This window comes from Flammeovirga agarivorans (assembly GCF_012641475.1).
Classification (GTDB): domain Bacteria; phylum Bacteroidota; class Bacteroidia; order Cytophagales; family Flammeovirgaceae; genus Flammeovirga; species Flammeovirga agarivorans.
On sequence record NZ_JABAIL010000003.1, the window covers coordinates 221,351 to 236,082 of the forward strand.

A 14,732-nucleotide genomic window follows, 5' to 3' on the forward strand; every position below is an offset into this window, starting at 1 on the left:
CTTATAACTTCAATAATCTTTTCGTATATACTTTCCCTCCGATGTTTACTTTTACGATATAAACACCATTTGTTAACGATCGTACGTCTACTTCAGTATTAGGAGTAATACTACTTTCCAACACCACATTGCCTGTTGGGTTTAAAATAGAAATATCTACCGGTCCTTGAATTCCTTTTAGTCTAAAAGAAGAAGACGTTGGATTCGGGTATAATTCAATATTTTGTCCTAAATCGATATCACTAGACGTAATTTGATCTACAATCTGAAGGTCTTTGATTGATGTCGTTAAAGTAATTGTTTCTTCTTCATTTTCTGTAGAAGTGAAAGACGCTGTTATTTCATAATAATGTCCGTCATCCAATTCCGAAGTATTTTTCACATTTTGGATATTGATTAGAGAAGCAGTTTCCCCTGCAGCCTTACCAACTATTAGTGCTTGTGATTTCCCTACTACCTCAACAGACTCTCCATTTTCATCCATCTCATGTAATTCAACTTCAAGGTTTGAAGCCGCAACAGAACCACTTCCCGCATCAAAATATGAAATAAAATTAATGCCATCAGCTTTCGCAAATTCAACATTCGAATACTGATCTTTATCTGCATAAATTTGAGATTTTGCTTTCCAAACTCTCACATACTGACAAGCCATTTCTGTAGGAAACCCAACAGTAGTTGTAGAATCTGGAACGGGACGTCTTGAACCGTCTTCAATATATTCCACAAATGGAGCTCTAAGACCCATTGAAACGGTAATATGCATTGGTAAATGCCAGTACAAGTTTTCTTTACGGCCTCTTTCAACACCATCCACATACCAGAAGATAGAATCTACTCTACTTAATACACCATAAGTGTGATAATCTTCTCTAGGATCAAAATCTGCAATCCACTTATTTTGAGCAATTTCCGGCGTTTTATGAGGTCTGATTTGAATCAACTCACCATTTTCTCTAGCAACAGCGTGAAGGTTCATATCGATGGCTTCAGGTCCTTCCCAATCGTTGTTTTCAAAATCCCACTCTTTTTGTGTTAACTCTACAACATCGATTTCTGAATATTTGGCTTGTCCATCTTCAGTTGGATCGGGTTGGTTGATACTGTATAACCAGAATGCTGGAGATACACCAGGAAACCTATCTGCTCCTTTTATCTTTGCTTCAAAATAACCGTAAGTAATCGTTCTATTATTTCTAATAATTCCCGATTTATAATATAATTCTTGATTCGAACCATAGTTTGTATCTCTTCTATGAGTCTCTTGAATCATTTTTATTTTCAGCTCATTATCTTCTACATAAGCTAATGAAGGCTCCCAAGACCATACTCCCCAATCGTTCGGATCATTTTCCCACTTTTGAGTATCTAACGATTCAAATTCATCAGATTGGTTGTCATCTAACTCCCATTCTAAATGTCCATGAGAAACAGGAGTTTGTGCAGAAATATGGTTTATGAATGCTGCTATCATTAAAAATAACAGCAGCATTTTTGTTCGTTTGTTTTTCATTATTCTAGTTTAGTTTGTAATTGTCCATTCTATCGATATCATATTTTTCGAATTGTCTTTTTAGCTGCCACAATGGACGCTCTAAAGTCAATTCCCACTCGTACAGTAGTTTAAAAAGTTCTCTCACTTTTTCTTTTTCGACGTAAGCAAGGTTGTTTTTCTCAGAGATGTCTTCTTTGATATTATACAACTCGGCTGGTCTATCTGAGTATCTTATTAATTTCCAGTCACCACTTCTAACAGCTGCTCTCGTTTCTTTTTTCCAGAATAGATTTTCATGCGGTGCTGCAGTATTTTTACCATTGATATATGGCATTAAGTTCACACCGTCTACGTTCACTAGATCTTTTACATCTCCACCACCTGCAGCATAGAAAGTTGGAAGTAAATCGAAAGTACTTACAGGAAAATCAAACGATGAGTTCTTTTTGATTTGCCCTTTCCATGACATCAAGAATGGTACTCTGATTCCTCCTTCTAAATGATTTGATTTTGTTCCTGATAATGGGAAGTTAATTGATCCATTCTTATCTGATGGACCACCATTGTCGTTAGTATAGACTACAATTGTATTTTCAGTTAATCCTAATTCTTCTAGTTTATCTAATAATTTACCAGATGCTCTATCCATAGCCCAAGTCATAGCTGCTAATTCTTTTCGCTTACCATGTAAATTGGGAAATCTTTTTAGATCCTCTTCAGTAGACTCCAATGGGGTGTGCACAGCGTTATAAGACAAGAAGATAAAGAAAGGCTCGTCTTGATTTTTCTCTACAAACTGAATCGCCTCATCAGCAAAAATATCTGTTGCATAACCATCTGGCTCTTCGTAGTTCCCAAAGTTTCTTTCCATCTTTTTATCTGGATGTGGAAACTTATCATAAGCAAAGTAGCTTCTGTCACCACCTCTGAAACCATAAAACTCGTCAAACCCTCTTTTATTTGGATGGTATTTATCAGCATCACCTAAGTGCCACTTTCCATAGAAAGCCGTTTTGTAACCTAATTTCTTCATGTAGTCACCCATCGTCTTTTCATCCAACGGTAAGCCCATGTCCACATCTAATAATTTTGACGACTCACTCATGTAGCCCGGTACGTTATTTTCCTCGTATCCGAACTTTTGTTGGTACTGACCAGTAATTAAACCTGCTCTTGAAGGTCCACATACCGATGCAGTCACATACCCTTGTGAGAATATTAAACCGCTTTCTGCAAGTTTATCCAAGTTAGGCGTTTTGATTTCTTTACTTCCATGAAAACCAAAGTCTGCATATCCACCATCATCAGAGAAAATCAGAATGATATTAGGCTGTTTTTTATCCTGTGCATACAGCTGGTCGATAGATAACAGAATAAAAAGAGTGAAGATCCAATATAATTTCATATGTAATACTTTTTATTTTTCAGATGAAAAAATTTATAATAATTGTAATATTCTTTCGATATATAGCTGATTTAAAGAAGAGTAATAGTGATGATTACATAGCCATTCTGTATTCCCTTGGTGTTTTACCAATGATCATTTTGAATTGCTTATTGAAGTTCGTGATTGAATTAAACCCTACTTCATAACATACATCAGAGATCTGATAATTTTTCTGTACTAATAATCTGCTAGCATTTCTAATTCTAACTTCATTCAGGTATTGTTTGAATGATTTATTAGTTACTTTCTTAAAGAATCGACAAAACGAGTTGGATGTAAGGCATGCAATGTCTGCAATCTCTTGTAAGTCGATATCCTTCTCATAATTATCAGAAATATATTTTAATACTCTGTCTAATCTCTCTTTATTAGAATCACCTTGTTGTCTCATATCTGATGTTGACAACTGATGAATACATTTTGAGTTGGCTAGTTTTAATAATAAGCTCAATAAGAAAATATTCTTTTCAGCTGAACTTAATTGTTGACAGTTCATCAATTCCTTCTCCAAAGATTTTCCAAACTCTTTAGAAAAAGAGATTCCGTATTTTGAATCACTTAACATCTCATTGATACAAGCAAACACTGGATTATCAAAAGTGTTTGGTCCCATAAAAGACTTATCAAATTTGATCACAAGGTTGCACATCTTTGTACAGTCATCATTGTTCTTCCAAAGGTGTGGAAGATTAGGACTGATCAAAACCAATTGACCACTTTCAAAACTTGAAACATGATCCCCTACAAATCTCACCCCGCTGCCTTCCTTTATATATATAAGTTCATACTGTTGGTGGTAGTGCCAAATTGTTTCGTGACAAGGTTCGTTTTTCTGAGCAATAGTGATAGCGTTGTTTACTTGTTTTTCAGTGTCTTTAAATACTAATCTCATAACTTCGAAAATTTAATTCTCTTATTAGAGAAGGTGTGTGATAATTCATTTCAAATAGTCAAATAAAAAGCGGCTAGTGTTTTATGCTTTTCATTTCAAAAAATCATTGTTGACATTGTAAAACTCACACTTAAAACTGAGGAAGTATTTAAATTACGTATCAAAAATGTTGTTTTCGGTGTCATTTTGCGTCCAAAAACACTATTTAAAGCATATGAGACTAATATTTACATTTGTGATACTAATGAAGACATTATTAGCATCATTTCTTCCTGGATTTTTATTCTGATCAGATATTGTCCAAAAAAAAACCTTATCGCTACCAAATAGCGACAAGGTTTTTATAGTATAATGTTCCTCTCTGAGACGAAAAACATCAGTAATATTCTTATATTTTAAGTGATTCTTTATCCTTTGTTCATGGTATCTACACTAGCTGAATACTTACCTGGTGTAACACCATACTGTTCTTTGAATAATTTACTGAAGTGTGTCCTATTCTTGAAGCCTGTTAATATCACAACATCGTTTACAGTATTCTTCTTATCTAATAGAAACTCCGCAGCTTTCTTAAGTTTGAAGGAACGTATAATATCCTGTGGAGTAGAATCGGTAAGGGCTTTTATTTTCCTAAAGAACTGACTGCGACTCATCATCAACTCTCTCGAGAATTCCTCTAAATCAATATTCTCATTTGACAGATTATCTTGTAATAGTTTAGACAAACCATCTAAGAATTGCTGATCGCTGTCTGATATTTTCTGTTTAGAGATTGGTAATGGCACCTCAGATTTTAAGCGTTCCTGTATCTTACTTCTATTATTTAAGATGTTTTGTATCGTAGCAACAAGCTGTTTCATCTCAAATGGTTTTGTAAGATAAGCATCTGCTCCAACCGACATCCCTTCTATCTTTTCATCACTTGAAGATTTTGAAGTAAGTAACACCACAGGTAAATGACTGGTCTGTAGATCGTCTTTTATTTGTCTACACATTTCAAGGCCATTCATCTCTGGCATCAATATATCACTGATAATAAGACTTGGCCACTCTTCTTCCAAAGCTTTAATACACTCTGCTCCGTTATTAAATGTCTTTACTCTGTAATGTTGAGAAAGAACATTAGAGACAAAGCTTCTCAGATCAACATTATCTTCAGCATAATAGATCAAACTATCTTTATTACGACCATCTTTAGTAATAAAAGATAAGTCCATGTTTTCATTCACAATTCGTTGCTTCTGATCATGGTCTTCCTCTTGTAATACCTCTTCTAATCTTAATTGACTTGGAGCATTTTCCTCAACTACACCCACTGGCAATGTAATTTCAAATTTGGTTCCTTTTCCTATTTCACTACTTACTTGAATTTTACCCTTATGAAGGTCAATAATCATCTTAGATAATTCTAGACCGATACCCGAACCCACAGAATAAACTTCTTTCTCATCAGATTGGTAGAACCTTTTGAAGACATGCTTCTGATCTTCTTTAGATATTCCGAAACCTGTATCCTCAATACTAAAACATAGATCCTCTCCCGAGAAAGAGTATGATATTGTAATTTCGTCACTTTCTTTTGTAAACTTAAAGGCGTTATTCAATAAGTTATTGATAACCATCTCAAGTTTACCCTTGTCAGCGCGTATGGTTAGTTGATTTGTTTCTCCTACCAGATTTAACTTCTTATTAGAATTAATTGCCAGTTGTTCAAAATCCTTTTTTACGTCAGTAATCAAATGTGTAAAGTCAAAAGCAGCTATTTTCAGTTTTAATAAATTTTGATCTGCCTTTCTCACTTCATGCACTTGATTTACTAATTGAAGCATCTTCTTCGACTGACGTTGAATCAAATCAATATGTTCATAGGCATCTTTGTTGTTCTCGAACATGTTCCTCAAAACATTAATAGGTCCATTAATTAATGTAAGAGGAGTTCTGAACTCATGAGAGATATTCATAAACAATTTCAACCTAGCCGCATCCAATTCTTTTAAACGAGAACTTTCTAAATGCTCTAATTTAAGCTTATAACGAAGTGACTTGAAACGTAATAAAATACCTATACCAATGCTTAATACCAATAAGAAAACAAACACATAAAAGATCTTAGCAAAAGTGGTATTCCACCATGGTTCTCGTATTTGTATTTTTAGGCTTTTTACGGCAGACCATTCGTTGTTTGCGTTCGATGCCTGAGCTTCAAAAGTATATTCACCAGCAGGAAGAAGGTTATAAGTGGCTATCTTATCTTTTGAAGAAGTGACTCTCCAAGTCGTTTCCTTTGGTAGCAACCTATAACGTAAGTTATGAGTATTGGCATTTCTAAAATGAAGAGAGATCAATTCAATACCTAATGAGTTTTGATCGTGATTTAGCTTAATTTTAGCCGTTTCATTCAACCTCTTTTTTAAAACTCCTTCTTCATCGTTAGCAGTAATATTCACTTTTGCGTTATGCACTCTTAAATCCCCAAACAATAACTGAGGTTGTTCAGAGTGATATTTAACAGCATATGGATCAAAATAACATAAGCCATTATTTCCACCAAAGACCATCCTATCATTTGAAAGTTTTGTGGAGGTAACTTCGAATGATGCCGGAACAATCCCTTCGTTAGTGGTGAAATTGATAATTTTCTTTGTGCGCGGATCTACTTGGTTAATGCCTCTATTTGTGGCTACCCAAAGACGATTTCCTTTATCAAATTCTATTGACATCACATCATTATCATCCAACCCATCCTTTTCTGTGATCTGATCAAAAGAAAATAAACCGTTTGATTCATTGATTTTAATCAATCCTTTCTCTAATACACCAATCCATAATTCATCATTCAAAGTACGACGAATACATGTAACGGAGTTTTCGTAGATGGAAATTTTATTATCCTTATCACGAATTTCTGTGACTTCGCCACCATCAGATAAGCTCTGATCATTTCTATATTTAAATCGAATCAGCCCTTTGCCATTAGTACAAATCCATAATACATCGTCTTTTGGGTCTGCATAAAGCATATTCACCAATAAATTGATATCATAACTGATATCTCCTAAATCTTCAACAAAATCTATATTTTTAATTTCCCCTTGGGTATCTAGTTGAATTCTATAAAGTCGGTCCAACCCTGCCAACCAAATATTTCCATGTCTATCGGTAGTAAATGCTCTTGCCCCTTCATCGATAATTTCCGGAATGTTTTTCACCTGCTTCCAATCAGAAGACAAGTTTTTCATTCGGAAAATCCCTTTTCTTCTACTTCCTCCCCAAATTGCTCCAAACTGATCTCTTGTAACTCTAGAAATTCTCTGATTATTGACTTTTGGATGTTCAAGATTAATGATCTGCTGTGTTCTTAAATCAACAACCTTATTTTCATTGGCATTTAAGGTGATGTAAACTTTATCAGGACCAAAAGGTAAAATATTAAGTACCTGTGACGATCGATTTTCACTATACTTCTCTTTTAAAGCCGAATATTTAAAAGTAGGTTGTTCATTAAAAAACTGAAAAAATCCCTGATTAAAGCTACCAATCCACCCACCCTTGTTTGTGAGAGCAATACTACTTAAACGCGTAAAATCATCCCTAAAGGTATGGAAAACAATACTTTGCCCGATATTTTTAACGTAAGATGGAGAAGGTATTAAAGCAACTTTATTATTATTTTTCATGAGCCAAAGCTCCCCCTCATCACTCAGCTTTAATTTAGAAAACTTCTGATTATCAAGAACTTTAGAGACAAATGAGATGGATTTACCCTCTTTATTATAGTTAAATACATATAGATCGAAATAACTAAGTGCATAGATCTGCTTGTTACCATCGAACGTCACATCAACACAATATTCTAATTGCCCACCTAATATATATATCTTCCGTCCTGTGAATGGATCAAATTGAATTAAGCCCCTGTTTGTTGCTAATAATATTTGGTCATCGACAAAATGAGAGATCTTAAATGTCTTATAATTTTTATTCTCAATTTTAAGAGGGTGTACCTTTTTTTCTAAAGCATAAGTGGTCTTATTAAACATCAATAAGTCACCAAGAATAGTATTACAAATGATGTAATTCTCTGTTTCCTCTATATCATTTATTGGAGTATTCTTTGTCTCTTCTAGTTCGTATAAACTTTCAAAACGATCTTCTTCGTATCTGTATAGTGTTATGCCTTTCTCTGTTCCAATAATGATGTTGTTCTTTGAGTCTTTGAACAGAGTTGTAATTCTATTACTCCCTAAGGCAGGAAAGTCCTCCTTAAAAAATGTTTTGAACTCATAACCATCATATAGATTAAGTCCTTTAAAAGTCCCTATCCACACAAAACCTTGATGATCTACCTCTAAAGACGTTACACCAAAGTGAGAAAGTCCTTCATTATAAGTAAGATGATTTGAGATATTTATACTTCTATCATTACCAAAAGCAGCAAGAGAAGTAATCATCATTATAACACAGGTAATTACAAATATGACGTATTTAATCATTGATTTCGACAGTGAAAAAATCATATTATATCTGAAGAATAAAGCAAACGCTCGTCTAGAATAAAAAATATATCAACCCTCTAAAACAGTAGAGTTTGACCCCAAATATGAATATAAAACATATTTCTCTTAAAAATAGGTTGAGGTACACATTCGGTAATTTTTAATCATAATTTGGATAAGAATAAGGAAGAAAAATTCGTGAGTTTAAAAGTACTTTGTAATTAAGGATTATTGTTATTATCAAATTTTAAGCTTTCTATAAATATGTATAGACTGACAATCGTCATGCTTGTCATTATTCACCTGATGGGTTGTAAACAGAACCATCAACAACAAATAACGAAGAGTGTGATACAAAAAGAACTACTTCCGTTTATATTACAATCAAGTACCCTCCCTCAGTACTGGCAACTCAACCATAAGTTAAGTGATGAGTTTAATAGCACTGCTATTGATACGGCCAAGTGGAACGTTCAAGGTATAAATAACTATAGTAATAATTGGAAAGGTAATGCCCCCTCACAGTTTAAACATAGTAATATATATCTAGATAGTGGAATTTTAGTGATTCAATCCGCTTGGGATCCCAACTATAAATTTTCTGAGGCGAAGTATAATGGCATCGCTTATGAAAATGTTACAACAGGCAAGATCTTAAGTAAGCATGATATCACTCATGGGTTTATTGAAATAAAGGCTAAAATCCCACCTTCTAAAATTTCTAATATCTTTGGTGTTAAAGGACAATTCAATGAGTTTCAAATCTTTGAACAATATGAAAGTAACTTCTCCTCACCACAACAATCCTTAACTTTAAATTCTATACAGTTAACTCAACAACCCATTTTTAATAAGGTAAATATCTTTAATTTACCTTTGGAAGTAGCACTTAGTAATGATTTCCATATTTATGGCTGTGAGTGGAATGCCCATGAAGTAAAGCTATATTTTGATGGGAAACTAATATATAAGACTCAGAAAGATCAACTGTTATGGTCTAAGCTCAATAATACATTAAAGTTATATGCAAGTTCGGAAACGAACCATAAAAAAGGATTACCAAATGAGACTGATTTACCCTCATACTATGAGATAGATTATATCAGAGTGTGGAATCCAACTTCATTTGCAAGCAAGTAGATTAGTAAAACGGAATATATATAAATAAAAAAAGGTCGTACCATTTGGTCGACCTTTTTTGCTTGTATCTAAAATGCTTTGTTAAAATGTAATTGTTTAAATAGATGTGTAATTTCTTTCGTTTGCTTTATTCTGTGTTCAATATAATTATACGCTATGAATTGAAGGGTGGTTTGGTAGAAAAAATATTATTAGTGGTAAAAAATAATTTTAGAATAACCGGAATATGAAACTTAATAACAGTTTAATGAAAAATGATCACTCAAAAACGGAGTATATATATGTGTAGTTCAATTAATAGTGATTATAACATACCCAAAAACGATTTTTTAATATCGATATTTTTTGCCCTTATCGATAATGCTTTGTTGAGATGATGATAGTTTAAAGATGTAAAGATTTTACAGCCTGATTCAGTTGAGTCAGGCTGTTTTTGTTTATTTCTTTCCGATGTCAAGCTAGATAATATATACCAGATACTAGTACAGTAAATATAATTAAAATACTATATATCAGATATTTAACATCATTATGTATTATATTAATGGAATGAAAACTCAAAATACATCATTATATCGTTCAAAAATTGAAGAGATTTTAGCATTTGGAATTCAATTCATCACCATTGTGTCTTTATTGATGGGTATCATTATTAATTTATAAAATTGCCCCTTATCTACCTTATGATTAAAGCATTTGAATAATTTCCTGCTCTAATAAAGGTCTAAAAACTAGAAACATCATTTTATGATGAATCAGTAAAACCAATAGCTCAGAATGACAGAATTAGAATTAATCATGGATCTTTTTAAGCATCTGGATCGTCAAGGTCCTGGAAGTAAGATATAAAAATATAAAAGGCCTACCCAACAGCTTGTTGAATAGGCCTTTATTATTTTTACAACTTATATAAGTTGTGGATTGTCTAGTTTGAAGTTAACAACTTAGATGAAGGCTTGAACTTCGTTAAGTTGATATCTTTAACAGCTCTTTCGTATTCCTCTAATGTAGGAGTTCTACCTAAGATAGTAGAAAGTACTACAACTGGAGTTGAAGATAATAACGACTCACCTTTCTTCTCTGATGAATCTTTTACAACTCTACCTTGGAATAAACGAGTTGAAGTAGCCATTACAGTATCACCTGGCTCAGCTTTCTCTTGGTTACCCATACATAAGTTACAACCAGGACGCTCTAAGTAAAGCATTTTTTCGTATTTCGTACGAGCAGCACCTTTTGGAGCATCATCGTCGAATTCGAAACCTGAGTACTTTTGTAATACTTCCCAATCACCTTCTGCTTTTAACTCATCCACAATGTTGTATGTTGGAGGAGCAACAACTAGAGGTGCTTTGAATTCTACTTTACCATGTAACTCTTCAATGTTTTTCAACATTTGAGCTAAGATCTTCATATCACCTTTGTGAACCATACAAGAACCAATGAAACCAAGGTCTACTTGTCTGTCGCCGCCATAGTAAGATAAAGGTCTAATTGTATCGTGAGTATAACGCTTCGATACATCTTCGTTGTAAACGTCTGGATCGGCAATCATTGGCTCAGCAATTTCATCAAGATCTACAACAACTTCAGCAAAGTATTTCGCATCTGAATCCGGAGTCAATGGAGGTTTATCACCTGACTTGATTTCAGCAATACGCTTATTCGCTTTGTTGATTAATCCTTGAAGAACCGCTTTTTCGTTGTCCATACCCTTCTCAATCATGATTTGGATTCTAGACTTAGCGATCTCTAATGATTCGATTAACGTTTCATCTTCTGAGATACAGATAGATGCTTTTGCTTTCATTTCAGCTGTCCAGTCAGTGAAAGTAAACGCTTGGTCAGCAGTTAAAGTACCAATATGTACCTCAATTACTCTACCTTGGAATACGTTGTCACCGCTAAATTGCTTCAACATTTGTTGTTGTGTTGCGTGTACAACATCACGGAAGTCCATGTAAGACTTCATGCTACCTTTGAAAGTAACTTTTACAGACTCAGGAATTGGCATTGAAGCTTCACCAGTTGCTAAAGCTAATGCTACTGTACCTGAATCGGCACCAAAGGCAACACCTTTTGACATTCTTGTATGCGAGTCACCACCAATGATGATATCCCAATCTGAAACAGTAATGTCGTTTAATACTTTATGAATTACGTCAGTCATTGAGTGATAAACACCTTTAGGGTCTCTCGCTGTAATTAAACCGAAGTCGTTCATAAACTTCATCAACTTAGGAATGTTAGCTTGTGCTTTCTTATCCCAAACTGATGCAGTGTGACAACCTGATTGGTAAGCACCATCTACGATTGGTGAGATTACCGTTGCTGCCATTGATTCTAACTCTTGAGAAGTCATTAAACCTGTAGTATCTTGAGAACCTACGATGTTCACTTCTACACGAACGTCAGAACCTGCATGAAGTACACGACCTTCTAAGTCTGTACCTACTGCATTTTTATTGAAGATCTTTTCTACTGCTGTTAAACCTTGACCTTCATGAGAGATCTCTTTTGAAGGAGCAAATACTACTGGTGCAGTTACACCTAAAGTTTTCGCAGCGAAAGATTGTAATTTCTTACCAAATACAACAGCATAAGAACCACCTGCTTTGATAAACTCAACTTTTTGAGGAGTTAAAGAAGCAGAGATATCGATTAACTCTTGGTCACCGTTGTATAATTTTTTCTCTTTTGTATTGATAGTTAAAACAGTACCTGTTTCAACAGAGTAAGCTTGTTCTAATACTGGCTCACCGTCAGCATCAACTACAACTTTACCGTTAGCATCTTTTTGCTTCACCCAGTTTTGAAGGTCAATACCAATACCACCTGTTACACCAACTGTCGTTAAGAAGATTGGTGAGATACCGTTAGTACCTGCAATAATTGGAGCGATGTTTACGAAAGGAACGTAAGGAGAACCAGGAACACCTGTCCAAAGTGCTACGTTGTTTACACCCGACATTCTCGATGAACCTACACCCATTGTACCTTTCTCAGCGATTAACATTACTCGCTTATCAGGATGTTGCTCTTTTAATGCAGAAAGAGCTGCTTGTTGTTCTTTATTGTGCTCGAAGATACACTGTCCATGTAATTCACGGTCTGATCTTGAGTGAGCGTCTGCACCTGGTGAAAGTAAATCTGTAGAGATATCACCTTCTCCTGCGATAAATGTTACAATTTTAATTTCTTCATCAACTTCAGGAAGTTTTGTGAAGAATTCAGCTTGAGCATAGCTTTCTAGGATATCTTTAGCAACAGCATTGTCTGCTTTGTACGCTGCTTCAAGACGCTCCATATCTGCGTCATAAAGGAACACTTGTGTCTTAAGTACTTTTGCTGCCGCATCAGCTATTGCTGCATCAGTACCTAAAGCTAAGTCTAAAAGTACTTCAATAGAAGGTCCACCTTTCATATGAGACAATTGCTCAAATGCAGATTCCGATGAAATTTCTTCTACTTTTGACTCACCTAAAATGATTTCTTTTAAAAATTTCGCCTTTACACCTGCAGCACTTGTTGTACCCGGTAATGTATTATAAATGAAAAACTTAAGAGAATCGTCTCGGTGTTCATTATTAGCATCTTTAATTTGTGCAATGACCTCACTTAATAATTCAGCGTCATCAATCGGCTTTGGGTGAAGTCCTTGAGTTTTTCGTTCCTCAATCTCGTTCAGGTATTCGCTATATTTGCTCATAAAAAAGTTTGTTAATTACATCAAGTTGAGATCAATAAGTCGCACTTATATTTTCAGAGTAAGTATTACCTATTATTTATCATCCCTCAATGACAAATCTCATGGTTTATTTTATTTACTGCAAAAATAAAGATTAATTTTGAAAATAACTCCTTGATAGTCTATTTATATAGTTTAATTATTTTCAAAGATATATGAATTAGCTTAACAATTAGGTAGTTTTGTTGAATTTTCTTTGTCATTGTCTCAATAAAACCAATGATTTGGAACTAAATACGAAGACGACATTTCTCAGATTTAAGAAGGCTATATCTTATGTAAGGTTTGCCTATATAGTCCCCACAATATCAGATCATTTCAGTCAAATTCAAAGTTTTTAATACATCTAAAAAATTAAAACCTCAACAGCAACGCCATTGAGGTTTATGTATGATGAAATGAATAAAATCTACAGTTACTTTAAGGCTACTTTTAGTGAAGTTCCTGGCTTCAGTTCTTCACTTCCGCGCACCAATAGAATATCGCCTTCCTTCAATTCGCCAAAGATTTCGACTTTATTATTATTGGTGATACCTTGTTTCACCTCGATCCATTCTACTTTTTCATGCATACTTTTTACTACAAATTGTTTTTCCATTGCCGTTACTACTGCTGTAGAAGGCACTACAAAAGACTTTGACTTCCTTTTTAGGGATAGTTGTCCCATGGTATACATCCCTGGTTTTAAAAGGTCAGCTGTGTTTTCATAAGTAAACTCCCATAACTCTGTTCTAGTCTCCTTATCAATACTCCCCGATTTTCTAGACAGCTTTGCCTTTAATTCCTTCCCCACTAACGCATCTGTTGTAAATACCAATTGATTTTCTTCTAATTCAAAATTGATATATGACTCCGGTACATACACCCTTACCCTCATCGTATCAACAGATTCAATTGTCAGTAGTTTATCCTGACTTGATGTTCCTGCAAAGTCACCTACATTGACAAATCGCTCTGTGATTATTCCATCAAAAGGTGCTTTTATTGTGAGGTAGGATAATAATTGACCATATGCATTGATACTCGCTTTAGTAGATTTCATAAGAGACTCATCTGCTAACATTTTATTTTTAGCCGTAATTCGCTCACTTTCTGCGATTACCCCATCCGTTTTTGATGCTTTTTCTATACGCTGAAATACATCTTGACTCCCCTCATAATTGGCTTTTGCTTCCATGTACTTTGCCTTAGCTTCTACATATTGAGCATTGATTTCAGGAGCATCAAGTACCAATAATACTTGCCCTTTTTTCACTTTATCACCGATATCTACCTTTAGTTGTGAGATATATCCCTCCATTTTAGCATGAATCGTTGCTTGATCAAACGGCAATACTTCAGCTGGGATAGATAACTTTTTGATCACCTCTTCAGTCTTTAATAGAAAGGCAGGTTTTGTTTGGTCTGCTTCAACTTTTGTGATTTCTTGTTCTTTCTGACATCCCATCAAAAAGGTTAAGATTAGCGAAAGGGAAATAAATGTCTTCTTCATTTTTGTATATCTTTCAAAGGGT

7 protein-coding genes are annotated in these 14,732 nt (G+C 34.4%); 1 reads left to right on the plus strand and 6 read right to left on the minus strand.

Annotated elements, in window-relative coordinates:
- Position 1: 1 nt before the first annotated feature.
- The 4 genes from HGP29_RS10090 to HGP29_RS10105 all read right to left on the minus strand — a co-directional run bounded on the left by HGP29_RS10090 (position 2) and on the right by HGP29_RS10105 (position 8,288).
- Positions 2-1,513, minus strand: coding sequence for a family 16 glycosylhydrolase (locus HGP29_RS10090; RefSeq protein ID WP_168882275.1), 1,512 nt, complete (start codon positions 1,511-1,513; stop codon positions 2-4).
- Positions 1,514-1,517: 4 nt separating this feature from the next.
- On the minus strand, positions 1,518-2,900 hold the full coding sequence (locus HGP29_RS10095) for a sulfatase (protein ID WP_168882276.1): 1,383 nt from the start codon (positions 2,898-2,900) through the stop codon (positions 1,518-1,520).
- Positions 2,901-2,994: 94 nt separating this feature from the next.
- A complete protein-coding gene (locus tag HGP29_RS10100) occupies positions 2,995-3,834 on the minus strand; it encodes an AraC family transcriptional regulator (RefSeq protein ID WP_168882277.1) in 840 nt (279 codons plus the stop codon).
- A gap of 407 nt (positions 3,835-4,241) precedes the next feature.
- Complete coding sequence (locus HGP29_RS10105) at positions 4,242-8,288, minus strand: hybrid sensor histidine kinase/response regulator transcription factor (RefSeq protein WP_168882278.1); 4,047 nt, start codon at positions 8,286-8,288, stop codon at positions 4,242-4,244.
- 306 nt (positions 8,289-8,594) lie between these two features.
- Here HGP29_RS10105 and HGP29_RS10110 point away from each other — a divergent pair, with 306 nt between their 5' ends.
- The gene (locus HGP29_RS10110; protein WP_168882279.1) at positions 8,595-9,470 is read left to right on the plus strand and encodes a family 16 glycosylhydrolase; all 876 of its coding nucleotides are present in this window, start codon (positions 8,595-8,597) and stop codon (positions 9,468-9,470) included.
- 925 nt (positions 9,471-10,395) lie between these two features.
- Here HGP29_RS10110 and HGP29_RS10115 read toward each other — a convergent pair.
- Positions 10,396-13,179 (minus strand): bifunctional aconitate hydratase 2/2-methylisocitrate dehydratase, encoded by a 2,784-nt coding sequence (locus HGP29_RS10115; RefSeq protein ID WP_168882280.1) that lies wholly within the window; start codon positions 13,177-13,179, stop codon positions 10,396-10,398.
- Positions 13,180-13,633: 454 nt separating this feature from the next.
- The gene (locus HGP29_RS10120; protein ID WP_168882281.1) at positions 13,634-14,710 is read right to left on the minus strand and encodes an efflux RND transporter periplasmic adaptor subunit; all 1,077 of its coding nucleotides are present in this window, start codon (positions 14,708-14,710) and stop codon (positions 13,634-13,636) included.
- Positions 14,711-14,732 lie beyond the last annotated feature (22 nt).

Coding starts and splice junctions, on each gene's coding strand:
- HGP29_RS10095 (WP_168882276.1), bottom strand. CDS start 2,900: ATGAAATTATATTGGATCTTCACTCTTTTTATTCTGTTATCTATCGAC.
- HGP29_RS10105 (WP_168882278.1), bottom strand. CDS start 8,288: ATGATGATTACTTCTCTTGCTGCTTTTGGTAATGATAGAAGTATAAAT.
- HGP29_RS10115 (WP_168882280.1), bottom strand. CDS start 13,179: ATGAGCAAATATAGCGAATACCTGAACGAGATTGAGGAACGAAAAACT.
- HGP29_RS10110 (WP_168882279.1), top strand. CDS start 8,595: ATGTATAGACTGACAATCGTCATGCTTGTCATTATTCACCTGATGGGT.
- HGP29_RS10100 (WP_168882277.1), bottom strand. CDS start 3,834: ATGAGATTAGTATTTAAAGACACTGAAAAACAAGTAAACAACGCTATC.
- HGP29_RS10120 (WP_168882281.1), bottom strand. CDS start 14,710: ATGAAGAAGACATTTATTTCCCTTTCGCTAATCTTAACCTTTTTGATG.
- HGP29_RS10090 (WP_168882275.1), bottom strand. CDS start 1,513: ATGAAAAACAAACGAACAAAAATGCTGCTGTTATTTTTAATGATAGCA.